The 23,288-nt window shown below is 57.8% G+C and carries 22 protein-coding genes; 11 read left to right on the top strand and 11 right to left on the bottom strand.

The window, feature by feature from the left end; all coding sequences use genetic code 11:
• Positions 1–113: 113 nt before the first annotated feature.
• Entirely contained in the window at positions 114–389 is a 276-nt protein-coding gene (locus G5332_RS16200) for a hypothetical protein (protein WP_421172903.1), read from the top strand.
• Here the strand turns inward: G5332_RS16200 and G5332_RS16195 are convergent.
• From G5332_RS16195 to G5332_RS16175, 5 genes are all read right to left on the bottom strand, one after another.
• On the bottom strand, positions 386–1,057 hold the full coding sequence (locus G5332_RS16195; protein ID WP_421172902.1) for a hypothetical protein: 672 nt from the start codon (positions 1,055–1,057) through the stop codon (positions 386–388). The genes G5332_RS16200 and G5332_RS16195 overlap by 4 nt on opposite strands.
• Positions 1,015–1,281 carry a hypothetical protein gene (locus G5332_RS16190; RefSeq protein ID WP_421172901.1) on the bottom strand — a complete coding sequence of 89 codons (267 nt, stop codon included), beginning with the start codon at positions 1,279–1,281 and terminating at the stop codon, positions 1,015–1,017. Before G5332_RS16190 ends, G5332_RS16195 begins: the two co-directional genes overlap by 43 nt.
• Positions 1,282–1,724: 443 nt before the next feature.
• Entirely contained in the window at positions 1,725–2,189 is a 465-nt protein-coding gene (locus tag G5332_RS16185) for a hypothetical protein (protein ID WP_421172900.1), read from the bottom strand.
• Between the two features lie 71 nt (positions 2,190–2,260).
• Positions 2,261–3,538, bottom strand: coding sequence for a tyrosine-type recombinase/integrase (locus G5332_RS16180; RefSeq protein WP_421311381.1), 1,278 nt, complete (start codon positions 3,536–3,538; stop codon positions 2,261–2,263).
• A 378-nt stretch (positions 3,539–3,916) separates the two neighbouring features.
• Positions 3,917–4,219 (bottom strand): YebG family protein, encoded by a 303-nt coding sequence (locus tag G5332_RS16175; protein WP_005333111.1) that lies wholly within the window; start codon positions 4,217–4,219, stop codon positions 3,917–3,919.
• Positions 4,220–4,389: 170 nt separating this feature from the next.
• Between G5332_RS16175 and G5332_RS16170 the strand changes: the two genes are divergently transcribed.
• A complete protein-coding gene (locus G5332_RS16170; RefSeq protein ID WP_374807458.1) occupies positions 4,390–5,265 on the top strand; it encodes an esterase/lipase family protein in 876 nt (291 codons plus the stop codon).
• A 90-nt stretch (positions 5,266–5,355) separates the two neighbouring features.
• Here the strand turns inward: G5332_RS16170 and G5332_RS16165 are convergent, their stop codons facing one another.
• Positions 5,356–7,329 carry an SDR family oxidoreductase gene (locus G5332_RS16165; RefSeq protein ID WP_421172899.1) on the bottom strand — a complete coding sequence of 658 codons (1,974 nt, stop codon included), beginning with the start codon at positions 7,327–7,329 and terminating at the stop codon, positions 5,356–5,358.
• Positions 7,330–7,577: 248 nt separating this feature from the next.
• Here G5332_RS16165 and G5332_RS16160 point away from each other — a divergent pair, with 248 nt between their 5' ends.
• The 4 genes from G5332_RS16160 (at position 7,578) to G5332_RS16145 (ending at position 10,876) form a co-directional block, all read left to right on the top strand.
• On the top strand, positions 7,578–8,150 hold the full coding sequence (locus G5332_RS16160; protein WP_042030972.1) for a phasin family protein: 573 nt from the start codon (positions 7,578–7,580) through the stop codon (positions 8,148–8,150).
• Positions 8,151–8,231: 81 nt separating this feature from the next.
• On the top strand, positions 8,232–9,419 hold the full coding sequence (locus G5332_RS16155; RefSeq protein ID WP_421249816.1) for a patatin-like phospholipase family protein: 1,188 nt from the start codon (positions 8,232–8,234) through the stop codon (positions 9,417–9,419).
• Between the two features lies 1 nt (position 9,420).
• On the top strand, positions 9,421–10,062 hold the full coding sequence (locus tag G5332_RS16150) for a TetR/AcrR family transcriptional regulator (RefSeq protein ID WP_421172897.1): 642 nt from the start codon (positions 9,421–9,423) through the stop codon (positions 10,060–10,062).
• Between the two features lie 25 nt (positions 10,063–10,087).
• On the top strand, positions 10,088–10,876 hold the full coding sequence (locus tag G5332_RS16145; RefSeq protein ID WP_421172896.1) for a hypothetical protein: 789 nt from the start codon (positions 10,088–10,090) through the stop codon (positions 10,874–10,876).
• 115 nt (positions 10,877–10,991) lie between these two features.
• Here the strand turns inward: G5332_RS16145 and G5332_RS16140 are convergent, their stop codons facing one another.
• On the bottom strand, positions 10,992–12,422 hold the full coding sequence (locus G5332_RS16140) for a wax ester/triacylglycerol synthase family O-acyltransferase (RefSeq protein WP_421172895.1): 1,431 nt from the start codon (positions 12,420–12,422) through the stop codon (positions 10,992–10,994).
• A 255-nt stretch (positions 12,423–12,677) separates the two neighbouring features.
• The gene (locus G5332_RS16135) at positions 12,678–13,010 is read right to left on the bottom strand and encodes a polyhydroxyalkanoic acid system family protein (RefSeq protein ID WP_100645872.1); all 333 of its coding nucleotides are present in this window, start codon (positions 13,008–13,010) and stop codon (positions 12,678–12,680) included.
• 259 nt (positions 13,011–13,269) lie between these two features.
• On the opposite strand from G5332_RS16135, the gene G5332_RS16130 reads away from it, so the two are divergent.
• Entirely contained in the window at positions 13,270–13,998 is a 729-nt protein-coding gene (locus G5332_RS16130; RefSeq protein WP_005333125.1) for an FFLEELY motif protein, read from the top strand.
• Between the two features lie 86 nt (positions 13,999–14,084).
• Here the strand turns inward: G5332_RS16130 and G5332_RS16125 are convergent, their stop codons facing one another.
• Genes G5332_RS16125 through prpB form a run of 3 tightly spaced genes read right to left on the bottom strand, consistent with a single transcriptional unit; the run spans position 14,085 to position 17,566 of the window.
• Positions 14,085–15,530: a bifunctional 2-methylcitrate dehydratase/aconitate hydratase gene (locus G5332_RS16125; RefSeq protein ID WP_421172893.1), complete on the bottom strand. Its 1,446-nt coding sequence runs from the start codon at positions 15,528–15,530 to the stop codon at positions 14,085–14,087.
• Between the two features lie 10 nt (positions 15,531–15,540).
• Positions 15,541–16,668 (bottom strand): bifunctional 2-methylcitrate synthase/citrate synthase, encoded by a 1,128-nt coding sequence (gene prpC / locus G5332_RS16120; protein ID WP_213387216.1) that lies wholly within the window; start codon positions 16,666–16,668, stop codon positions 15,541–15,543.
• A 10-nt stretch (positions 16,669–16,678) separates the two neighbouring features.
• Positions 16,679–17,566: a methylisocitrate lyase gene (prpB, locus tag G5332_RS16115; RefSeq protein ID WP_227273671.1), complete on the bottom strand. Its 888-nt coding sequence runs from the start codon at positions 17,564–17,566 to the stop codon at positions 16,679–16,681.
• A gap of 147 nt (positions 17,567–17,713) precedes the next feature.
• Between prpB and G5332_RS16110 the strand changes: the two genes are divergently transcribed.
• The 4 genes from G5332_RS16110 to rsmF all read left to right on the top strand — a co-directional run bounded on the left by G5332_RS16110 (position 17,714) and on the right by rsmF (position 23,111).
• Positions 17,714–18,340, top strand: a complete 627-nt coding sequence (locus G5332_RS16110) for a paraquat-inducible protein A (protein ID WP_005345516.1) — start codon at positions 17,714–17,716, stop codon at positions 18,338–18,340.
• Positions 18,324–18,926: a paraquat-inducible protein A gene (locus G5332_RS16105; protein WP_005333132.1), complete on the top strand. Its 603-nt coding sequence runs from the start codon at positions 18,324–18,326 to the stop codon at positions 18,924–18,926. The genes G5332_RS16110 and G5332_RS16105 overlap by 17 nt, the downstream gene beginning before the upstream one ends.
• A 55-nt stretch (positions 18,927–18,981) precedes the next feature.
• Complete coding sequence (locus G5332_RS16100; protein ID WP_421311372.1) at positions 18,982–21,534, top strand: MlaD family protein; 2,553 nt, start codon at positions 18,982–18,984, stop codon at positions 21,532–21,534.
• Positions 21,535–21,680: 146 nt separating this feature from the next.
• Positions 21,681–23,111, top strand: a complete 1,431-nt coding sequence (gene rsmF, locus G5332_RS16095) for a 16S rRNA (cytosine(1407)-C(5))-methyltransferase RsmF (RefSeq protein WP_219263911.1) — start codon at positions 21,681–21,683, stop codon at positions 23,109–23,111.
• Positions 23,112–23,288 lie beyond the last annotated feature (177 nt).

The raw sequence follows: 23,288 nt of genomic DNA, 5'->3' as shown, positions 1-23,288 counted from the left end.
AAGATAGGATCAATTGTTGCCATTATACACAGTTCAATAAGTGGTGACAGGAAACAAGATAATTGATTTAACATAATATGCATTATGCGCAATGACGGATGCAGGAGGACTGAATGAAGAGAACTGAGCAATGGAGCCGCTTTGATGTGGCTGACGGCTTGGCCACTGAGGCCGATATGGTTGCCTATCTGCAGGCAGCCCTTGAAGATGGTGATCCGGCGCTGCTGACTGCGGCGTTTGATGATGTGGAGCGTGCTCGTGCCAAACTGCGTGGCCAGCCGAGCTACACACTGAAAGAACTGTTGGCACACTGTGACCCCAATGCCGCGTCACCAGGTGAAATGGATTGGGGCCCAGATATGGGTTCAGAGAAATTGGAGTCGGATTAGTTGATAGCCGGTGAATTGAGTTTCTTCAGAAAGTCTTCAGAAACTTCACCCTGTTCGTTAGCGTTCTCGAAGACTTGGCTCATCACACTGAGGTCTTCAAGGAAGATTGGCGGCAAAGAACCCATCAATGCGTGCATGAACTGAGGATTATCAGCAAGCTCATCGGATATTGTGGCAATGAGACTTTGCTGGAATGACCTCAGGTTGTTCTCTGACCAGATGATATAAGAAGCAGCGGCGAGAGTTACGATCTCAATGAACTCAAAGGCCAACACATCATCTTCTTGGCCCTCAGCACAGAGCCCTGCGTACATTTCATCTATCAATGGTTTTACATAGGAAAATGAAGGGTCTGGTTGCGGCAATGACTGAAACACACGAATCTGGTCATCGTTTAATGTGTAATGAGTTGATTGTCGAGCTATGGACGCCTGCTTCGCTTTTCTAGCCTGCTTGGCTTTGAGTTTCGAGCGCTGAGCCCGTTTGTCCCTGCTTGCCATATAGTCCTTCATTAAGTAGAAAATGAGATTCGTATGATGCAACAAGCCAAGATAGCAGACAAGGTTAAGGCTAATGCCGATAACCCCATTTATCGGCATCATTGTGAGAGATAACAAGGCTTTATTCAGCCGGTTCTGCGGCACAATTCCTTCACCAATCCAGCACATGACGATGAACCGTCACGAATGCCGCTCTCGGCCAGCTTAAGAAGATCCTCACCCAAGTCAGCAAGACCTGCCATCCGGTTCCCCTGCTGTTTGGCAATGTAGAGGTCGGCCAACTTGGCCAACTGATCCGCCAAAGCCCCCTCGCCCACAACATCTACTCGCTCAACCAGGAAGTCGGGCGGTGCCTTTTCCTGGTTGAAGTAGTCATCCCAATGATCAGACATACCCCCTCCCCTTAGTCGATATTCTGAAACCACAAATGTCCCATTTTGAGACAAGAGTCCACTATTAGAGGCTGCCTTGACCTGGTTAAAGTAGTCGCCTTAATGGATGGACAGATCCCCTGCCCTTACTCAATATGCTAAAGATGCAAATTTCCCGTGTTGAATAGTTAACACTTACAAAAGTGCTGGATCACCAATGCCCTTGATGCAATAAGCGCTCCCTCCCCTCTTGGCTTTCGTGACTTTTATAATGGTGCATTTAACGTAACCATTTATATATTTTCGTTATGTTGTGTTTGGCTCCTGAGTGTTTTCGGTAGCCCACGATGATGACCATTCTTATAAGTCATCAAATCACCTTTTTAGACCTCGATGCACTCCACAGAGAGAATGAAAAAGACCCGCCTTTTGCGAGACGGGTCTTGTTCTTTCATTCCGGCTGATCAGGCTATTAGCCAATGTTTGCGTTTGGGTATGGGCGTTCGCGGATGGGATATGTGGACATTGCTGCACATATCCATGATTAACCTCTTCAGTTCATTCATATCGACAGAGTGAAGTGTTAACGACCAGAATGCTCTCGCCTGGCTGTAGTGCATGCCGTTGGTATAGAGCAGGGTGTCATTTTCAAAACGAAGTTGGCTACAGGGTGCCTCCATCTGCAATCCTGTTTCGGGAAACCAGATATTCAACGTGCCTGAGGGGATAAGGGTAAATTGCGCCATCAGATCGCCTTGTCCGACAATCTTGTAGGTCTTCTTGATGATGTCTATCGGCATAGGGGGTTGTCTCGATGTTTGAGCAAGCGATTTGGTTATTTTTCTCTCTGATACGGAATAAATATTGATCCCGCGGATGGCTACCTGCTCGTTCTTAACAGCCCTGCTGTTCCCTGAACCGGTTGCCATCCAGAGAAGTACAAAATAACGGCACCAGCTTGAATTAGACCTTAATGAATCACTTTTTTAGGTCACGATGCTCACCCGCCCTTTGAACGATTATCTCTCGTTTGTTGGCTCAATCTGTCTAGCGGTTTTTGTTGCGCGCTCTCATGTCGTTCGCTGTTGCTGGTGTGCAGGTATTTCGAAGTGGTGTCGATGCTGTCATGTCCTGCATCGGCTTGTACGTGGGAAAGCGGTCGACCATGCAGGTTGATGTCATGGGTGATCCCGGTGTGGCGGATCGCATGGGGAGAGAGTTGCCGCATCTCGGCCGCATCCTGGACAAATCCATCCTGCTCTGCCAATTCTGCGCCTTTACCGATGATCACCATGATCAAATCCCGTAGCTGGCGAATTCCAAGGTTGGCGTTGAGTTCCCCCTGATCGCGACCATGTGCTGCCGCTTTATGGCGAACGAACAGTGGTGTCTGTTCATCCGGTCTCGGCAAGGGAGAGAGACCGAGGAAACGGCGGTAGCGTTCGAGTGCCGCCAACAGCGCTTGGGATACCGCTACGGTACGCCGTTTGCCCCCCTTGCTTTGCGGAATAAAGTAGCCCCAGACGCCGGTTTTGCGATCCCGCCTGAACTGCCCCATCACAGGGGTAAAGCCCGGCCGGGCTGCAACCTCAGAGATCCGCAGATAGCAGGCGTACATCAGAATGGTGAGAAAACGGCTGCGCTCGTGTTGCTCCGGATGGTCGTTGGCAAGGGTATCGGCGGCCTGCATCACGTATGACCACTGCAATTCGCTGAAGGCCTGAACCTGATCATCGGCCTCCTGCTGTTGCGGCCGTTTGACCCGCAGCAGCAGAGCGGGATTCCTGTCCATGTACTCCTCCTGGATCAGGAACTGGAAGAAGGCCGACAGGATGGCGAGCTTGGTCTTCATCGCCTGCTCGCTAAGACGATAGGGCAAGGTGCGGCCCAGCTCCCGCTTGCCGAGAAACGGTCGCCATTGCGGATTGGGCAACCGCTCTCCCCACTCCTTGTCGAGGATGAACTGCGCTACGTTGCGATAGGCGATCAACTCGTCAGGGGGCGACTGACAGTAGTCGAGATAGCGGATCATGATGCGGCGAGTGAGATCTTTCGGGCTGATGGCCGCCTCGCGAAAGCACCAGTGTAAAAAAGTGGTCAGTTCGCTGCGATAGGTTTTGTAGTTGTTTTCGCTGTTGCGCTGCTCTAGCAGCCAATCGACCGCCAGTTCGTAAACCAGCCCGGCATCGGGCACATCATTGAGGCTGAGGTTGGCAAGGTACTGATTGACCTGCGGATTGCCAGCTTCCAGATAGATAAGGCTGTCAAACAGCGGCATGGCCGGCGGCAAGGATAATGGTTGTTGAGTCATGGTGATACTTATTGATGCTGAGATGAGTCGATATGAGCCTGTGAGCCGAGACGATAGAAAAGGGCTCGTGATAGATGAATGCGGCTTCTATTGGGATTGGTACTGCCTCTTGTTGTTGCTGATTAAAGTAACCGGGAGCGATCTGGATAACGTTCTCTCCACTGTTTGCTCATTATTTCCTCATAGATCTGGCTGATGTCGCTCAGTGGTGCACGCTATTCAGTTATGCATAGGATATGCAGCATGGTTAAAAAATTCTCGGGGTAAATAGCCGTAAAAATGGTTTTAAATGCAAATAAAGTGAATACTGCGAGCTGTTTATCCCGAGAAATAAGGTCTGTGCAATCAGGCCACCTGCTTTAGTGGCTTCTCCTTGCGCTTGGCTGCTGGGGCCTCTTCCTCTTTCGTGCCTGCCTGAACCTTGCCGCCGCGCAGCAGGGTTTGCAGCACATCACGCTGCTCTGCCAGGTAGAATGCCAGACTCTCTTGCTGCTCTGGGGCCAGCTCGATCGGGGCGCCAGCCAACAGGGTCATCAACTCATCGGCCGTATCCAGCAGCTTGTCATAGGCATCGGCCTCTTTTTTGCTGGCAAAGGTCATTTTTTCAACTCCCCCACGAACAACCACATATTTGATCTCGACAGCCATGATGGCCTCCTCTTGGTGATGATGGATAGAGTATATGTATGGATATACAGTATTGCAAATAACCTCACCGGAAAAGAGTTCGCCGGGGGTTAGCGACAAAAGCCGCGCTGGATCAAGCTGTCTCAAAGTGCCATTTGACTTCCACGCCTGACTGGTCGGATCATGGCCTTATGACGATCGTACGACACCTGTTTATCCTGCTGATGGTAGAGGTGCTGCTCCTCGGGAGTATCGCCCACTTGGTCGTGGGACTCCCCTGGTTGCTGACCCTGCTGTTTGTAGTGTTTGCCCTGCTTGGGTTGCGCTGTCTGGTGGTGCTCGGCAGCTGGCTGTTTACCCGCTTCTACCCCTCCCCGGCTATCGGCCCCTGGCGCAGGGTGAAGATGATGACGCAGGAGATGCTGGCCTACCTCTACACCTTCACCTTGTTGCTACCGTTCGAGCCTTTGCTGATGGCACCCGATCGGCTGCGTCCGTGCCAGCGTCCCGTATTGTTGGTACATGGTTACGGTTGTAGTCGCGGGATCTGGCGCACCCAGCGCGCCCGACTGGAGGCCGCAGGCCATGTGGTTGCCACCATTACCCTGATGCCTCCATTTGGTCATATCGATGAGATGGTGCCGCTGTTGGCCACCCGGATTGACGATGTGCTGGCGCAGACCCGGGCTGACAAGCTGGTGCTGGTCGGTCACAGCATGGGGGGGCTGGTCTGCCGCGACTATCTGGCTATCCATGGTGGTGACAAGGTCGTGCGCCTGATCACTCTGGCTACGCCTCATCAGGGGAGTCAGCTTGCCGCCCTAGGGCTTGGGGCCAATGCCCGCGAGATGGAGCCCGGTTCCGGCTGGTTGCAGCGTTTTGCCTCTGTGCCGCTTTGCGTGCCCGGCATCTCGGTGCGCACCAGTCACGACAATGTGGTGATGCCGCAGGAGCGGCAACGATTGGCGGGAATGGAAGATATCGAGTTGCCTGCCATTGGCCATCTCTCTCTGCTCTACTCCCGTCGCACGACTGATCTGCTGCTTGATCTGCTGTCCCGAGTCTGACCCGCCTTATTCGTTCTTCAACTGTTATTCCAAATAAAACAGGGGCCTGATTGCTCAGGCCCCTGTTGATCTCTTTATCCCATCACCCGGTTAGAAGTGTATCCCCTTGATCAGGGTCGAGACGGCAACCTGATCGGCTGTGGCCTTGGACTTGTCGCCATCCTTGGGATCGGCAAAGGTGCGGAAGCTGGTGTTCATGATGACCTGGGCGACGCGCGGAGCCAGAGCGTGAACCACCTGGCCAAATACCCCGAGGCGAGTGGCCAGACGAACGTGCTTGTTGATGATGGTATCGCATACCAGATCGGCCGCTTCTTCCGGCGTCATCATCGGTACCTGCTCATAGACCTTGGTCGGTGCGACCATCGGCGTTTTCACCAGCGGCATATTGATGATGGAGAAGCTCACCCCTTTGTCGGCAAACTCGGAGGCGGCGGTACGCACCCAGGCATCGAGGGCAGATTTGGAGGCAACATAGGCGGAGAAGCGCGGTGCATTGGTCAACACCCCGATGGAGGAGATGTTGATGATGTGGCCTTTCTTCTTCTCGATCATGGTGGGCAGCACCCCCATGATCACCTTGAGCGCGCCGAAGTAGTTGAGCTGCATGGTACGTTCAAGATCGTGGAAGCGATCGAAGGAGTCCTCAATGGAGCGGCGGATGGAGCGGCCGGCATTGTTGACCAGAATATCGACGCCGCCGTGATCGGCCACGATGCGAGCGGTGATCTCCTCGGCCTGCGCCAGATTGGAGAGATCCCCCTGATAGATCTCGATGGTCAGCCCCAGCTCGGCAAACTCGGCTTTAGTCTCGGCAATCTTCTGCTCGTCGCGGGCGATGGTAACGACATTGGCCCCCGCCCCCGCCAGCTTGCGTGCGGTTGCACGGCCAATGCCGGAGGTGGCCCCGGTCACCAGCACCACCTTGCCCTCTACCCGACCACGCAGAGAGCGATCGATGAAGAGCTCCGGGTCAAGGTGGCGCTCCCAGTAATCCCACAGCCGCCAGGCGTAGCTGTGCAGCGGCGGCACTTCGATACCGGTCCCTTTCAGTACCCGTTGGGTTTCGCGACTGTCGAAACGGGTGGGATAGCTGATAAGACGGAACACATCCTTGGGCAGACCCAGATCGGCGATGGCGGCATCGCGAATGCGGCGCACCGGCGCCATGGTCATCAGCATGGCGGTCAGGTGGCGGGGAATGAAGTTAAAGAGAGAGGCGTTGATGCGGATCGCGGGCTCCGGCGCATGGGCGGCTCGGGAGAAGGTGCTCAGCATATCGCCAACCCGCATCGGGTTGGGGTCGGTCAGATGGAAGGTTTTGTTCTCCTCTCCCTCCTGATGGGCGATATGCACCATGGCATCGACCACAAAGTTGACCGGCACTATGTTGATGCGCCCGCCCTCAACCCCGATGGCCGGCATCCAGGGCGGCAGCAGACGGCGCAGCTTCTGGATGGTCTTGAAGAAGTAGTAAGGGCCGTCGATCTTGTCCATCTCGCCGGTATTGGAGTCACCGACAACGATGCCCGGGCGGTAGACCCGCCACGCAATGGTGCACTCGTTGCGCACAATCCCTTCCGCTTCGTGCTTGGTCTGGAAATAAGGCATGTCGAGGTGTTCGGCTTCATCGAACATATCCTCGCGAAACAGACCATCAAAGAGACCGGCAGCAGCAATAGAGCTGCAGTGGTGGAACTGGCGGGCCGCGAGCCGTTCGGCCAGCTGCACGGACTGGCGGGTTCCTTCGGTGTTGACCTGTTGCTGGATCCCCGCCTTGGCGTTGAGATCATAGATGGCAGCCAGATGGAAGAAGTGGTCGATCTTGCCGATCAACTGCTCCTGTATCTCGACCGATACCCCCAGCAGCGGTTGCGTCATGTCGCCAAAAACCGGGACCGCGCGCGATTCATCCACATTCCAGAATGAGAACAGCTCTGGCAATTTTTCCTGATGAGAAGAGCGCATCAGAAAATAGACGGTACAGTCGGGATGTTGTTGGAATAGCTTTTTGATCAATCGACGCCCGATAAAACCACTACCGCCGGTAATGAAATAGTTCATAAAGATAATCCTGCTACTGATTAGGGTGTTACTAGGTTGTTAGATATATCACGATTCATATGGAAATCCGCAATTTGATTGTCGGTTCGTGAGCAAACCCTAATTTCGGTGGTGTGCCTGTTCCGTTATTAGGTAGAACCCTCTATTTTTTGTCCCTAGACTGAAGTTGAAAAATCAGTAATGCCACAACCCGATTGCAGTTTCGTTGTCGCCATTACATTTATCTGTCGTTATTCAAGGAGAAGATCATGGCTAAAAAACTTAAAGCGCTGGCAGGTTCAGTGACCGACAACCAACTCACCTCCACCATCAAAGAGTCCACCCAGCAGATCTGGTTGGCCGGCTTGGGCGCCTATGCCAAGGCGCAGGAAGAGGGCGGCAAGATTTTTGAAGCGCTGGTGCAGGAAGGTGAAGCGCTGCAAGCCAAAACCCGTCAAAGCGCTGACGAGAAGATTGCTGCGGTAGCTGACAAGACTGCCGGTACCTGGGGCCGTCTGGAGCAGGTGTTCGAGGATCGCGTTGCCCGCGCTGTAGCCAGTCTCGGTATCCCGACTCGCAAGGACATCGACAAGCTCTCCAAGCGTATGGCCGAGCTGACCGAAGTGGTGCAGCAGTTGCTGGATGCCCAGGACGAAGAGGCTCCGGCCGCTGAAGCCAAACCGGCAGCCCCGAAGAAAGCGCCGGTCAAGAAAGCTCCGGTAAAGAAGGCGCCGGTCGCTAAGGCTAAAGAGGCTGTGGTTGAGCAGGCTGCTGACCTCCTCTCCGCTGCAGAAGATGCAGTCAAAGAGGTGAAGGCCAAGGCCGAGAGCGTTCTGCCGTAATCCGTCTCGATGGCAAAGAGTGAGCATCACCGGCCCATGCCCAGCGCTGGGCCGGTTTTCTATGGATAGGGAGGAGGCTCTATGAGTACGGTAGCAATCGCCCTTGCCGGTGGCGGGCCGCTCGGTGGCATCTACGAGATCGGTGCCTGCGCCGCCCTCTCCGACAGCATCAGCGGCCTGCGCCTTGAACATGCCGATATTTATGTCGGCGTCAGCTCGGGTGCCGTGGTGGCATCGGCGCTGGCCAACGGCATCTCGGCAGAAAAGCTGGTGCGCATACTGCTCAGCGACGACTCCGGCGAGATGTTTGATCCCGCCACATTGCTGCGTCCCGCCTTTCGTGAATACGCTTTGCGACTCGGCTCCATCCCGCCTCTGGCGCTGGAGTGCCTGATGCGCTATCTGGCTGCCCCCTGGAAACGCAGCCTGTTTGAATCGCTGCAAGGTCTCTCCAGGGCGATCCCGACCGGGCTGTTCGACAATCGCGGGGTGGATCGCATCTTGACCCAGTTCTTCTCCCGTCCCGGTCGCAGCAACGATTTTCGCCAGCTAAACCGCCGTCTGTTCGTGGTGGCGACCGAGCTGGATACCGGCCATCCGGTCGCCTTTGGCGGGCCGGGGCTCGACGATGTGCCCATTTCGGCGGCCGTGCAGGCCTCTGCGGCCCTGCCCGGCCTCTTTCCTCCCTCCTTGATCAATGGCCGTTACTATGTCGATGGCGCCCTGATCAAGACCCTGCACGCCTCGGTGGCGCTGCAGGAGGGGGCAGATCTGGTCTTCTGCATCAATCCGCTGGTGCCCTTCGATGCAGGTATGGCGCCCGGAGAGCCCACCAATCTGGTGGATAGCGGTTTGCCTGTGGTGCTGGCCCAGACCTTCCGCGCCATCATCCACTCGCGGATGCATGTGGGGATGGATCGCTATCGCCATCAATACCCCAATGCCGATGCACTGCTGTTTGAACCATCCCCCGCCGATGGCGAGATGTTTTTTACCAATGTGTTCAGCTATCGGGATCGTCGTCGCCTGTGCGAACACGCCTTCCAGCACACCCGTCGCGATCTCTGGCAGCGTCGCCACGAGCTTGCCCCCATCCTGGCCAAGCATGGCTTCGAGCTCAATCTGAAGGCGCTCGCCGACCCCGACCGCACCCTGCTGGCCCCCAGTAGCGGCTCGGTCGCGGCCCTCGACAAGTCGCTGGAACAGCTGCAACACTGGCTCGCCAGGCGTTATTGCCGTGGCGTACGTCGTCCACACGTGAAGGAGTAGCATGGATCGCAAGCCCAAACGCCGTACCCGGGAACGGATCCTGACCACTGCCCTCGCCCGCTTCAATCTGCTGGGCGAACCCAGCGTTACCACCTCGGCCATTGCGGCCGAGATGGAGATAAGCCAGGGAAATCTCTACTACCACTTCCACAACAAGGAGGAGATCGTCAATGCCCTGTTCGACGAGTTCGAGCAGGAGATGGAGCGCTTGCTGGATGCAGTCAGCGCCCCATCCGATGAGCCCGAGGATATCTGGCTCTTCCTCCACCTGATGTTTGAAGCCATCTGGAAATACCGTTTCTTCTACTACGATATCTCCACCCTGATGAATGGCTACCATCGGGTCGAGCAGCGCTTCTCCGCCCTGCTGCGCCGCAAGGAGCAGACAGCCATCACCATCTGCACTCACCTGCAGACGGTCGGCCTGATGGAGGGAAGCCCCCAACAGCTGCGTTCACTGGCTGCCAACGTGGCGCTGGTGGGCACATTCTGGATCTCGTACCAGCGGGCACTGCACCCCCGGAGCGACGCCGATATTGCACTGGGCGTCTTTCAGGTGATGCAGCTGGTCGCCCCCTATCTGCGGGACGATGCCCGTGTTCATCTGGGCGCTCTCGCCCACCACTACACCGAAAAGGTTTGACTCAAATGCTACAGGGAGAACAAGCATGACCACCTCACAACTCGAATTTGTCCCCTTCCCCTACGCGGATGCGGCCTATGACTATGCTGGCCAGAAGCTGGCCGATAACTGGGAACGTCTCCATCAGGGGGATGCCGAGCCATGGCCGGAAGATGAGCAGGTACAGGATGCCTGGCGGGCCTATCACGCCGGGGAGTTTGCCCAGGCCGTCGCCCTTGGCGAAGCGGCCGGTGAGGCGGGTCTCAATGTGGCGAACAAGGCGCTGGTGATTCACGCCAGCTACCTGCTGGAGGACAAGTATGCCAAGCGTGCCGCCTTCGAGCGGGCGGCCAGCCATGCCGAGAAGCTGCAAAAACGCCAGCCTGACAATGCCAACGCCTGGTACTTCCATGCTCTGGCCCTTGGCCGTTACAGCCAGGTGATCTCCATCTCCAAAGCCCTCTCTCAGGGCATTGGCGACAAGATCAAGGCAAGCCTGGAAAAGGCGCTGGAGATCGAACCCGACCACGCCGAAGCCCATATCGCCTTTGGCGCATGGCACGCCGAGATCGTCGACAAGTTGGGGGCCATGATCGGCGGCCTCACCTATGGCGCCAAGAAGGAGGAGTCCGAGCGTCACTTCAAGGAGGCGCTGGCGCTGATCCCCGACTCGGCTATCGCCCGCATGGAGTACGCCAACGCTCAGGTGATGCTGCACGGCAAGAGCCGCCTGAAAGCCGCCGAAGCCCTCTATGCCGAAGCGGCCGAGTGCGAACCCATGGATGCCATGGAGCGCCTCGATGTGGAGGCGGCGCGCGAAGAGCTGGAGGATTAACCGTCACTCCTGCCACTAAGAGGTAGCAAAACAAGAGGCCAACCCACGGGTTGGCCTCTTTTATGATGGGAGCTGACCGGTTGGCTACGCCGCCACCGGTCTATCAAATGCACGATCAACCGAGCAGCGCATCCAGTCCGTTGGGGTCAAACAACAGCTCCGGCTCCATCAGCACCAGCAACAGCAGTTGCTCGAACTCCACGGCGAAGCGGTCGACAACCTGATCAGGGTCCGGCACCAGCTTCTTGTCTGTGATAAGGCCCAGTTGCACCTTGTGATCGTAAGAGAGGATGGAGACGCCGACGCCGATATCCCCCGATTGCGGCACCCAGAACAGCGGCTGACGCAGTCTTGCGCCGGCCAGATAGAGGGTCTGCTGCGGGCCGGGCACGTTGGTGATCACCGCGCTGGCCTTGGCCGTGAGCAGCTCGACGGCCTGCTGCTGCACCGCATTGGGGGCCATGCCAAGGGCATGTAACAGGTTGAGCACCACCACGGGTTGTAGAGATGTGCGCAGCGCCTGCATCCGGTCACGTACGGTATAGAGCCGCTGCAACGGGTGTTCAACATCCAGTGGCAAGTCCAGGGCCACCAGCCCGAAGCGGTTGCCAAGTGCCCCCTCATCGTCCGGTGCACGCATATTGACTGGCACCAGGGCGCGGATCTTGACCTTGTTGGCATCATCCCCCTTCTCCTGCAGGTAGTGGCGAAACGCCCCTGCGGTGGCGGCGATCAGCAGATCGTTGACCGAGCAGCCCAGTACCTTGCCCACCGCCTTGATATCCGGCAGATCAATTTGCTCCGACCAGGCCACCCGCTTGGTGCTGGTAGTCTTGCCACGCAGGCGGCAGGGTGAATCATCACCGAGGGTGGCGATATTGCACAGCTCGCTCGCCACATCCCGCCCGGTCTTGAGGTAATCCACCGCCTTGGTGGGATGGGTGACCACTTCGACATATTTGGACCAGAGGCTACCGGTCAGCTTGAGGCCGGCCCGCACCAGACGGCTGCCCTGGTGGCAATCCTCATCATCCTCGTCATCGCTGTCATCCAGTGGCTCCGATGACGGTGGTCGCGGCGCCCCTTCCGGTGTGTTATCCATCATGGTCAGCATGGCCCGCACCAGCGAGAAACCATCGCCCATGGCGTGGTGAATGCGCACCACCAGCGCTTGCCCACCCAGCGACGTGTCGGTCAGGTGCATATCCCACAGGGGGCGCTGGTGGTTGAGCGGCGTCGAGGCGAGATCGGCCACCAGCTTCTCCAGCTCCAGCTTGCCCGCTTCACCCGGCAGGATCACTCGCTTGAGGTGCTGATCGAGATCGAAATCGGGATCATGACGCCAGTAGTAGGAGCCCCCCTCCAGCACGGCCCGCTGGTGGAAGCGGGGTTGCACCGAAATGGTATGGCGCAATCCGGCCCGCAGACGCGCTTCATCAAGCTCCCCTTCAAACATCAGGACACCGATGATCTGCATCAGGTTGTTGGGTCTGTCCATGCGTAACCAGGCGGTATCGACGCAGGAGATAAATTCACTCAGTGGCATGGTTGTTTCCCTACAAAATGAATTTACCGAGGCGGCAAATTGCTCCTGTCTTCATATCCGGATGAAGACTTGATGCAATCAGAATGACATTAATGAGTGCCGACTCGAAATATGAAATAAAGATGAAAGATTACTTGCAAAATAGAATCGAGACCTCGCTGGAGAATAAATCTGACAAACCATATGGCTTACCAACTTATTTCAAACAGCCATCGTTTACAGCTGATTTATTTAAAACCAGTGCAACGAAGAGTTTCAAACACGTTTGGGGCAAGGTAAGCGATTGTCGACATAATCGAGGATCTCTTGCTCCAGTACACTGCGTACTGGCAACAGCATCAAACCAAGATGCACTTCCAGTTCCAAGGTATCTTCGTCCAGGGTGAGAGTGCCATGTACCCCTGAGCCGCGAAAACGAAGCTCGGTCTCCTCTTCATCCGCCCATTCGCAATCGAGTTGATAGCTCTCGCTCATGTCCGCAGCGATGGCTTCGGCCGCGATCCGAGCGGCGGCCAATCCCAGCGGATGCTGACGGCTGATCTGGATGGTAGAGAGTGCGCTGCTGCCAGCGAGCGAGTTGAAGAACATGGTCGTTACTCTGGGTCATAAGTTAGTTATTGATATTAAACACATGTTCACAACAAATGAAAGGATGGTTCACATAAATGGGACTCACTTAACAGAGTCGAGAGGGATGCAGGCCATCAGCGGGGCATGGCATTTATTCCCTCCCCCGTGCGCGCTACACTTGTCACGGAACGGTCAGCAAAAGCTGCTTATTTTTCATTCATTTGTATCTTCGTATCACCGAATCCCCATCAATGGGCCCAAGGCCAGAGAGCTGTAGATGACGCATCAAGAACATGCCCACGACGACGATAGCACCCTGGGTCGGCTCTACCGCCAGCTCAAGCGGGTTGCAGCCTTGCGCGAGCAGATGCGTGCCCACCCGGAAGATCAGCAGGATCGGGATCGGCTACGCCAGTGGCAGGCCGACCGGTTGGGGCGAACCCATCGTGATCTGCTGGAGAGTGACCGCTACGGCCCCGCCGCCGAGTTTTTCCTGACCGACCTCTATGGCCCGGGGGATTGCGCCCGCCGCGATGCGGACGTGATGCGGGTGATGCCGACCGCCGAACGGCTGTTGCCGGAGTCCGGCCTCAAGGTGCTGGCGCAGGCGATCGAGCTCGACGCTCTCTCCGAAGAGCTGGATTACCTGATGGTGGTGGCGCTGCGGCGCATTGATGGCATAGCTCCCATCACGCCGGACCACTACACCATCGCCTATCGTGCCGTAGGCGAGCAGGCGCGCCGGGAGCATCAGATTGCGTTGGTGAGCGAGCTTGGCATGACGCTGGACAGACTGGCGAGAAAGCCGCTGCTGGGGGCGACCCTCAAGCTGGTGTCAGGGCCCGCCCATCTGGCGGGGCTTGGCGAGCTCTTCTCTTTTGTCGAGCGTGGTTATCAGGTGTGTCATCAGATGGGACGTGCCAACGAATTTCTCGAGACCATCGCCAGTCGCGAGACGGCCATCATGACGGCGCTCTTTAACGGCGACAGCAGTGCGCTGGGGTAAGGCTTATCTAGGGATCAGCCGCCGGAATAACAAAGCGGGCCGATGGGCCCGCTTTTCGTTTATCGCTGTTTGCCTGTAGATATCGGTCAGATCACCAACAGATCCATAAAGGCATGTACCGGGGTGGCGGCAAGGCGCGGCCCATCCTGACAGAGGGCCAGAATGTCGTTGACCCGTTTGGCCGGGAAGCGTGTGGCCAGATTGTGCTGGAATTTCTCCACCAGCAGCGGGATCCCCTCCTCCCGACGGCGACGATGGCCGACCGGGTACTCCACCTCCACCTTGGCGGTGTGAGTGCCGTCCTTGAAGAAGATCTGGATGGCGTTGGCAATGGAGCGCTTGTCCGCCTCCAAATATTCGCGGCTGTAGCGTTTGTCCTCCTGCACCACCATCTTGCTACGCAGCGCGTCGATGCGGGGATCGGCGGCAACATCGTCCTCGTAATCCTCGGCGATCAGGCGACCGAAGATGAGTGGCACCGCCACCATGTACTGCAGGCAGTGATCCCGATCGGCCGGGTTGTTGAGGGCACCCACCTTGCTGATGATACGAATGGCCGACTCATGGGTGGTGAGCTCGATACGGTCGATCTCCTCCAGCCGTCCCTTCACCTGCCCATGCAGCTTCATGGCGCACTCCACTGCAGTCTGGGCATGGAACTCGGCGGGATAGGAGATCTTGAACAGCACGTTCTCCATCACATAGCTGCCGTACCCCTGATGCAGGGCGAACTGGTTGCCCTTGAACAGCACGTCGTAGAAACCCCACTTGGGGGCGCTCAGCACGCCGGGATAGCCCATCTCGCCGCTCATGGTGATAAGGGCGAGGCGCACTGCGCGAGAGGTGGCATCCCCCGCTGCCCAGCTCTTGCGCGACCCCGCATTGGGGGCATGGCGGTAGGTACGCAGGCTCTGGCCATCGACCCAGGCCTGGGAGACCGCATCGATCACTTGATCGCGGGTGCCCCCCAGCATATGAGTCACCACGGCGGTACTGGCGACCTTGACCAGCACCACGTGATCGAGACCGACCCGATTGAAGGAGTTCTCCAGCGCCAGCACCCCCTGAATTTCGTGGGCTTTGACCATGGCCACCAGCACATCAGCCATGGTGAGCGGTGCCTTGCCCTCTGCCACGCGAGTACGGGAGAGCCAATCGGCAGTGGCGAGAATGCCGCCCAGATTATCGGAGGGGTGACCCCACTCGGCGGCCAGCCAGGTGTCGTTGTAATCGAGCCAGCGGATGATGGCACCGATGTCCCAAGCTGCCTTGACCGGATCGAGGCAGAGCTGGGTACCGGGCACCCGGGCACCATGGGGGACTAGGGTGCCGGCTACGATGGGGCCAAGGTGTTTGGTGCACTCGGGGAAGCGCAGGGCCAGCAAGCCACAGCCAAGGGTGTCCATCAGGCAGTAGCGGGCGGTGTCGAGAGCCGCCTCGCAGGTTACGGGGTGGTTGCAGACATAATCGGCAATATCGACCAGCACCTGATCAGGGTCTGGTCTGTGGTTGACGTCGACGTTGGCGGACATCGTGACTTCCTTATCGTTGTTGTAGAGAGACAAAGTGACGGGGGGCCGGGCCGACATAATCGGCGCTCGGGCGGATGATCCGGTTGTGCTCGCGCTGCTCCATCACGTGGGCGCACCAGCCGCTGACCCGCGAGCAGACGAAGATGGGGGTGAACAGCTTGGTCGGGATCCCCATGTAGTGATAGGCGCTGGCATGGAAGAAGTCGGCGTTGGGAAAGAGCTCTTTCTCCTCCCACATTACCTTCTCCGCCTCGCAGGAAACGCGATAGAGGCGATCATCCCCCACTGCTTCGGCCAGCTTGGCCGACCACTCCTTGATGATGACGTTGCGCGGATCCGAGGTGCGGTAGATGGCGTGGCCAAAGCCCATGATCTTCTCCTTGGCCGCCAGCTTGGCCAGCAGTTCGCGCCTTGCCTGCGTCTCGTCTTGCCAATGTTCGATCATCGCCATGGCCGCCTCGTTGGCACCGCCGTGGAGCGGGCCGCGCAAGGTGCCGATGGCGGCGGTGATGCAGGAGAACATGTCAGAGAGCGTAGAGGCGCAAACCCGCGCCGCAAAGGTGGATGCGTTGAACTCATGCTCGGCGTAGAGGATAAGGGAGACATGCATCACCCGCCGCTCCAGCTCGCTCGGCGCCTTCTGGTGCAGCAGCGCGAGGAAATGGCCACCGATACACTCCTCGTCGGTATCGAGGGCGATGCGAATACCTTCATGGCTGAACTTATACCAGTAGATCAGAATGCCCGGAAAGGCGGCCAGCAGCCGATCCGCCACTTCATGCTCATGCTCGAAACCATCTTCCGGCTCCAGATCGCCGAGCATGGAGCAGCCAGTGCGCAGCACATCCATGGGATGGGCATCGGCGGGAATGCGCTCCAGTACCTCCAACAGCGGCTGGGGCAAGGTGCGCAGGCGACGCAGCTCGCGCTTGTAGGCGTCAAGCTGCTGCTCACCGGGCAACTCCCCCTTGAGCAGCAGATAGGCGACCTCCTCGAACTGGGCGCTGTCGGCCAGCTCCTTGATGTCGTAACCGCGATAGGTAAGACCGGTGCCGCTCTTGCCCACGGTGCAGATGCTGGTCTCCCCTGCGCTTTGGCCGCGCAGACCGGCCCCGCCCAACGGTTTTTGCTGTCCCATAAGCTGCCTCCTATTCCTTGGCTGAAAACAGACGATCCAGTGTCTGCTCGTAGTGGTGATATCCGAGGAAGTCGTAGAGCGACTCCCGGGTCTGCATGGTCTCCACGACAGCTCGTTGATGGCCATCCTGGCGAATATGGTGATAGACGTTGAGGGCGGCCTGATTGGCGGCCCGGTTGGCACTCAAGGGGTAGAGCACCATGTCGACCCCGTGGGCGGCGAGCTGCTCCTTGTCAAACAATTCGGTTTTGCCGAACTCGGTCATGTTGGCAAGGATCGGCACGTTGGCCACCTGCTTGAACTGGTCGTACTGGGCCAGCTCGGTCACCGCCTCGGCGAAGATCATGTCGGCCCCAGCGGCCACATAGGCGGCAGTGCGTTCAAGAGCCGACTCCATCCCCTCCACCGCCAACGCATCGGTGCGGGCCATGATGACGAACTCGCTATTCTCGCGAGCATCTACTGCCGCCTTGATGCGATCGCACATCTCCTCCAGCGACACCACCGCCTTGTTTGGGCGATGACCACAACGCTTCTGAGCCACCTGATCTTCCATATGGACGGCGGCAACCCCGGCCCACTCGAACGCGCGAATGGTGCGGGCGATATTGAATGCCCCGCCCCAGCCGGTGTCGATATCAACCAGAAGCGGCACACGGGTCGCCGCTGTGATCCGCTCGGCATCGATCAGCACATCGTTGAGGGAGGTCATACCGAGATCCGGCAGGCCGTAGGAGGCGTTGGCGACACCGGCCCCCGAGAGGTAGATCGCCTGAAAGCCGCTGCGCTCGGCCATCAGCGCCATATAGGCGTTGATGGTGCCGACGATCTGTAGTGGCTTTTCGTTGGCAAGAGCGGTGCGAAAACGCAGCCCTGCCGAGGGGGGCAAACTGGACATCATGACTCCTTTCATCTGTCTGGTTTGACCATCTAATATCACGTTTACGTTAACGTCAATTATACTTTCGTAACATTCTGGCTGCAGGCAAGACAGGAAACCGGTTTTAGGGTAAATTTCACCAATTCCTTCAACAGGTTGAATTGTATGATGGAGCCCGGTTCCGTAATTGTCTGTCCGGCGTGCGACTTGCTGATCCAGCGCAAAGCACTGCCGCTGCGTCGTCATGCCCACTGCCCGCGTTGTCATCAGCATCTCTATGGCCGTTATGCCTTTCGTCCCTCCCAGTTGATGGCCCTGACCATCACCGGTTTTTTGTTGCTGCCCTCCGCATTTTTTGAGCCGCTGATTTATCTGCGGCTGGCGGGGGTCAACACTGATGCCGACCTCCTGCGCGGGATCCTGGTGCTGTTTGGCGAAGGTGAATGGTGGGTAGCCAGCCTGGTGCTCTGGTGCGCTGTGTTGGCGCCGGTGGGATTATTGGCGGGGATCTTTGTGCTGGCTTCGGGTCTGGCCAAACGTTGGCACATTCTTCCCGTCACTTTGAAGCTGGTCGAGGTGTTTCGCCACTGGGCCATGCTGGAGGTCTATATCGTCAGCCTGCTGGTTGCCCTGTTCAAACTGATCGACATCGCCGATGTGCGCCTCGGTGGCGGCTTGCTCAGCCTCGGTATTTTGATGCTGCTCAACATGACCCTGCTGATCCTGTTTGACCCCGCCCCCTACTGGGCGCGGATCCCGTTAAAGGAGCCGGAACATGACCAGCGCCCGTGAGATGGGGCTCTGCCGCTGCCATACCTGCGGTCTGCTGGTGCGTTATCAAGCCGGGGCAGTCTGCCCCCGTTGCAGCAGCAAATTACAGGTGCGCATTCCCCGCTCTCTCGCCTGGTCGTGGGGCTTGCTGGCGCTCGCCACCTTCATGTTGTTGCCTGCCAATCTGTTGCCCATAACCCATTTCTACAACAAGGGGTTACTGCAGTCAGATACCATCTTCAGCGGTATCATGATGCTCTATCGCAGCAAAATGAGCGGGATTGCCACCATAGTCCTCACCGCCAGCATACTGGTGCCAGTGGGCAAAATATTGGGGCTGGGCTGGATCTGCTGGCAGTTGCAGCGGGCCAAGCCGGTGCGGCGCAAGCGCCAGCTGGTGATGTACCGGGTGATCGATTTTATCGGTCGCTGGTCAATGCTGGACTTGTTCGTGATTTCGCTGATGGTGGCACTGGTCGATCGGGGTGTGCTGCTGAGTGTCCGCGCAGGCCCGGGGGCCACCGCCTTTGCCGGTGTGGTGGTGCTGACCATGATGTCGGCCCGCATGCTCGATACCCGTTTACTGTGGGACAAGGCGGCCCGTTGATGATTTCTCTGTTTTTGTCTGATGTGCTGTTTAATCCAGCCAATAAGGAGTCACTATGATCGGGGCTGAACCCGTCATCGAAAAGCGTCGCTGGTTATCACCGGTCTGGCTGTTACCCCTGATAGCCCTGCTGCTGGCGGGTGGCTTTCTCTATCAGCAGGTATTGAGCCGTGGCCAGCTTATCCAGATCAACTTCGCCCAGGGCAACGGCATCTTGCCGGGTAAAACCCAGGTGCGTTATCAGGGGGTGGCTATCGGCGTGGTGCAAGAGCTGGAGCTGGCTGAAGATGGCCGCAAGATTGCGGTGATGGCCAAGATTGACAGCCGTGCCAGACCGCTGATCCGCAAGGGATCCGACTTCTGGCTGGTGAGCCCCAAGGCGTCGCTGACCGAGATCTCCGGTCTCGATACCCTGGTCTCCGGTAACTACATCAACCTGCAACCGGGGCGTGAAAGCAATCCGCTGGAGGAGACCTTCGATGCACTGGAGGGCCCTCCTCCCGGCTATCAGGCTCAGGGTCGCATGCTGCACCTGACCGCCGATTCGCTGGGTTCGGTTGGGATTGGCGCCAAGCTCTATTTCCGCGGTATCGAGGTGGGCAGCGTCATCAATACCCGCCTGGGTCAGGACAACCAGAACGTCATTCTGGATCTGGTGATCGAGCCGCGTTTCGAACATCTGGTCAAAGCCGATACCCGCTTCTGGAATATCAGCGGTATCAAGGGCTCCTTCAGTCTGGCTGGCGTCAACGTGGAGGCCGGCAGCCTCACCTCCATTCTGAGCGGCGGCATTGCCTTTGACTCGCCCAAAGATTCACCGGAGCCTGAGAAGGGACAGACCTTCGTCCTCTATAAAGGGCTGGCGGAAGCGGCGCGCGGTGCGCGTATCGACATTGCGGCTGGCGATCTTCCGGTCAAGGAGGGGATGCCCATCCTCTATGAGGGGATCGAGATTGGTCGTGTCGACCCCATTCGCCTCACCGACAAAGGCCGGGTGGTAACGGCGCTGATCAACCCGGAGCAGGCCTATCGCATTACCGACAAGAGCCAACTGGTGTGGGAGAGCGTCTCCCTCTCCGCGACCGGCGTGCAGCATGCAGATCGCCTGCTCTCCGGCCCGGCCATTCGCCTCGACTATGTAGCTGGCAAACCGGTACAGAAGATGACCCTGACCGATCGCGCGCCCCAGAGCGGCACCAAGGTGACGCTGCAGGCTGACGATCTGGCGGGGCTCAATCAGGATGCACCTGTCTGGTACAAGGGATTGCAGGTGGGCCGTATCAGCCAGCTCACCCTGGATGCGCGCGGCAATGCCAGCGTCGAGCTGGTGATGGCGCCGAACTATGGTCACCTGCTCAACCGTGCCCGCTTCTATCGCGCCGCCCCGCTGCAGATCGATGCCGATCTGAGCGGTATCAAGGTAGAAACCAGTCCGGCCAGTGCCTGGTTGGGAGGCGGGATCAAGCTGGTACAAGCCAGCAGTGGCGAGCGGATTAACCGTCTCTACCCCAGTCAGGAGCTGGCACTGCTCGGTACCCGTGATGCCAAGCCCCAGCGCTGGTTGCTCAAGGCAGATCAGGCCGATGGCATTGGCATTGGCTCGCCTGTGCTTTATCTGGGGCTGGAAGCGGGCATGGTCAAACAGCTGCGCGCCGCCAAAGAGGGGGTCGAGATCGAACTCGAGATTGATGGAGTCTATGCTCCCCTCCTCGCCCAACAACCCCAATTCTGGAAAAAACCGGCCATCGACACCAAGGTGCGGGTCGATGGGGTGCAAGTCAAGGTGGGTAACCTCGGTACCCTGCTGCGCGGTGCCATCGAGTTCGATCGGTTGGCCAATGGCCGCAGTAGCCATCAACTGTTCGATTCCAGGGAGCAAGCCAAGGCCAAGGTGCGCCAGCTGTCACTGGTGGCAGAGAGCAATCCGGGGCTCGGGATTGGCAGCCCGATCCGCTATCGCGGGGTCGATATCGGCAAAATTGAAGAGATCGAGCTGGAGCCGTCTCTGGGTCAGGTGATCTTCAAGGCCGAACTCGATGGCCACTACGCCGAGCGTTTCCTGCAGTCCGGTGCCCGCTTTACTCTGGTGCAGGCCAAGCTGGGATTAAGCGGGGTTGCGCACCTCGATACCCTGATCAAGGGGGCGTTTGTAGAGGCGCTCCCTGGCAAAGGCGCTGGCAAAGATCGCTTCCCCTTGAGTCAAGTCGGCCCGGTGGGTCTGGCCCTGACCCTCAAGAGCCCCTCCGTCAATGGCCTGAGCGTCGGCAGCCCGCTACTGTTTCGCAAGATGGTGGTGGGCAGTGTCACCAAGGTGGCGCTGGCTCGGGATGGCAGCGAGGTGGTGATCGACGTTAACGTGGATCAGGAGTATGCCCATCTGGTGCGGGCCAACTCCCGTTTCTGGAATGTCTCCGGGGTCAAGGCGGATATCGGGCTGACCGGCGGCACTATCGAAGTGGAGACGGTGCAGAGCCTGCTGGCCGGCGGCATCACCTTCAATACGCCGGAGAAAGAGATGGGTCCAACCGTCAAAGCGGGCCATAGCTATGCGCTCTACGGCAAGGCCGAGAAAGAGTGGCTGGAGTGGAGCCCTCGTATCCAGCCCTGATCCCAACCCTTTTCGTATCTCATCCAAGCCCGACACAGTGCCGGGCTTTTTTATATTCCGGTGCCTGTTGATAGGGTTCAGATTCAGAATATTCTTAGCCTTGTGGTAGGATATCGCCCCTCTTTTTCGGTCAACGAGACGGCACAGTGCACGACAACACCTTCCTTCCCGATTACTTTTTACGCCACATTGCGGCCATCATGCCGGCCCATCTCTCGATGGATGAGTTTGTGGCCAGTTGTCGACGTCCGCTGCGCCGCAGCATTCGGGTCAACACCTTGAAGATCGCCGTCTCGGATTTCGTCGCCCTGATGGAGCCACTGGGTTGGCAGCTCGACCCTGTGCCCTGGTGTGATACCGGCTTCTGGCTGACCCGCAGCGATGAAACTGTCCCACTTGGCAACACCGCCGAGCACTTGAGCGGGCTCTTCTACATTCAGGAAGCGAGCTCCATGCTGCCGGTGACGGCACTCTTTGCCAGCGACAAGATCAAAGCGGATGGCATGTTGCTGGATGCGGCGGCGGCCCCCGGCTCCAAGACCACCCAGATCGCGGCCCTGATGAACAATCAGGGGATGCTGGTTGCCAACGAGTTTTCCAGCAGCCGGTTGAAAGTGCTTAGCGCCAATATCCAGCGCTGCGGCGTGACCAATGTGGGCATGACCCATTTTGATGCCAAGGTATTTGGCCAGTGGTTGCCTGAGACCTTCGATGCCATCCTGCTCGACGCCCCCTGCTCCGGTGAAGGGACGGTGCGCAAGGATGAAGATGCGCTGCGCAACTGGAGTATCGAGAGCATCGACGAGATTGCGGCGGTGCAACAAGGGTTGCTTGAGAGCGCCTTCCATGCCTTGAAACCGGGTGGCGTACTGGTCTACTCCACCTGCACCTTGAGTGAGCAGGAGAACCAGGCGGTTTGCCAATCCTTGCTGGACAAGTTTGGCGATGCCTTGAGTTTTGATTCGTTGGCAGACCTGTTCCCTCATGCAGAGCAGGCCTGCACATCCGAGGGATACCTGCACGTTTGGCCCCAGATCTTCGACAGTGAAGGCTTTTTCGTCGCCAGATTGCGCAAGCATCACTCGGTGCCCAACACCATGTTCAAGCCGGGCAAGCTGGGTAAATTCCCTTTTGCGCCGCTTCCTGCCAAAGAGGCGGAACCCATGTTGTGCGAGATTGAAGCCAACTTTGGGGTGGCACCGCAGGGTCAGCTGTTTGGCCGCAATGACGAGATCTGGCTCTTCCCCCAGCGGTTTGATCAGGTGCAGGGCAAGTTGCGTTTCGATCGCATCGGCATCAAGTTGGCCGAAACCTTCAAGAAAGGTTATCGCCTCACTCATGAGTGGGCACTGGCCTATGGCGATAAAGCGAGCAAGGGCGTGGTCGAGCTTGATAGCGCCAATGCGCGGGAATTCATGATGGGGCGGGATGTCTGGCCAGAACAGGATGCTGGCACTGGCGAGGTTATCGTCCGCTATCAGGGGCATACCCTGGGCATGGGGAAATGGGTGGGTAGTCGGGTCAAGAATGCCCTCCCCCGCGAGCTGGTACGTGACAACAATCTGTTCAATGCGTAGTGGGCCTTTCGGTGCATCAGCACTTGAACGAGTCTGAAATACCCACACTCTGGTTGAACTTTTCTTCGGATCTTGAAAAGCCTTGAGCCTTGTCTAAGCTTAAGGCAATCCGAACACCAGTTAGCGCACGGCTCTGCAAGGAGCCAATTCCCCTATGCCAGGTACAAGGAATTCGTA

Source organism: Aeromonas sp. 603757, assembly GCF_049171255.1.
Lineage (GTDB): Bacteria > Pseudomonadota > Gammaproteobacteria > Enterobacterales > Aeromonadaceae > Aeromonas > Aeromonas veronii_A.
The sequence above is the reverse complement of the archived record's forward strand: the minus strand, read 5'-3'. Positions and strand labels throughout refer to the sequence as shown.

What these genes read in the sequence shown, in the direction of transcription:
- G5332_RS16200 (WP_421172903.1), top strand. Translation starts at nt 114, where the DNA reads ATGAAGAGAACTGAGCAATGGAGCCGCTTTGATGTGGCTGACGGCTTG.
- G5332_RS16195 (WP_421172902.1), bottom strand. Translation starts at nt 1,057, where the DNA reads ATGTGCTGGATTGGTGAAGGAATTGTGCCGCAGAACCGGCTGAATAAA.
- G5332_RS16190 (WP_421172901.1), bottom strand. Translation starts at nt 1,281, where the DNA reads ATGTCTGATCATTGGGATGACTACTTCAACCAGGAAAAGGCACCGCCC.
- G5332_RS16185 (WP_421172900.1), bottom strand. Translation starts at nt 2,189, where the DNA reads ATGGCAACCGGTTCAGGGAACAGCAGGGCTGTTAAGAACGAGCAGGTA.
- G5332_RS16180 (WP_421311381.1), bottom strand. Translation starts at nt 3,538, where the DNA reads ATGCCGCTGTTTGACAGCCTTATCTATCTGGAAGCTGGCAATCCGCAG.
- G5332_RS16175 (WP_005333111.1), bottom strand. Translation starts at nt 4,219, where the DNA reads ATGGCTGTCGAGATCAAATATGTGGTTGTTCGTGGGGGAGTTGAAAAA.
- G5332_RS16170 (WP_374807458.1), top strand. Translation starts at nt 4,390, where the DNA reads ATGACGATCGTACGACACCTGTTTATCCTGCTGATGGTAGAGGTGCTG.
- G5332_RS16165 (WP_421172899.1), bottom strand. Translation starts at nt 7,329, where the DNA reads ATGAACTATTTCATTACCGGCGGTAGTGGTTTTATCGGGCGTCGATTG.
- G5332_RS16160 (WP_042030972.1), top strand. Translation starts at nt 7,578, where the DNA reads ATGGCTAAAAAACTTAAAGCGCTGGCAGGTTCAGTGACCGACAACCAA.
- G5332_RS16155 (WP_421249816.1), top strand. Translation starts at nt 8,232, where the DNA reads ATGAGTACGGTAGCAATCGCCCTTGCCGGTGGCGGGCCGCTCGGTGGC.
- G5332_RS16150 (WP_421172897.1), top strand. Translation starts at nt 9,421, where the DNA reads ATGGATCGCAAGCCCAAACGCCGTACCCGGGAACGGATCCTGACCACT.
- G5332_RS16145 (WP_421172896.1), top strand. Translation starts at nt 10,088, where the DNA reads ATGACCACCTCACAACTCGAATTTGTCCCCTTCCCCTACGCGGATGCG.
- G5332_RS16140 (WP_421172895.1), bottom strand. Translation starts at nt 12,422, where the DNA reads ATGCCACTGAGTGAATTTATCTCCTGCGTCGATACCGCCTGGTTACGC.
- G5332_RS16135 (WP_100645872.1), bottom strand. Translation starts at nt 13,010, where the DNA reads ATGTTCTTCAACTCGCTCGCTGGCAGCAGCGCACTCTCTACCATCCAG.
- G5332_RS16130 (WP_005333125.1), top strand. Translation starts at nt 13,270, where the DNA reads ATGACGCATCAAGAACATGCCCACGACGACGATAGCACCCTGGGTCGG.
- G5332_RS16125 (WP_421172893.1), bottom strand. Translation starts at nt 15,530, where the DNA reads ATGTCCGCCAACGTCGACGTCAACCACAGACCAGACCCTGATCAGGTG.
- prpC (WP_213387216.1), bottom strand. Translation starts at nt 16,668, where the DNA reads ATGGGACAGCAAAAACCGTTGGGCGGGGCCGGTCTGCGCGGCCAAAGC.
- prpB (WP_227273671.1), bottom strand. Translation starts at nt 17,566, where the DNA reads ATGTCCAGTTTGCCCCCCTCGGCAGGGCTGCGTTTTCGCACCGCTCTT.
- G5332_RS16110 (WP_005345516.1), top strand. Translation starts at nt 17,714, where the DNA reads ATGATGGAGCCCGGTTCCGTAATTGTCTGTCCGGCGTGCGACTTGCTG.
- G5332_RS16105 (WP_005333132.1), top strand. Translation starts at nt 18,324, where the DNA reads ATGACCAGCGCCCGTGAGATGGGGCTCTGCCGCTGCCATACCTGCGGT.
- G5332_RS16100 (WP_421311372.1), top strand. Translation starts at nt 18,982, where the DNA reads ATGATCGGGGCTGAACCCGTCATCGAAAAGCGTCGCTGGTTATCACCG.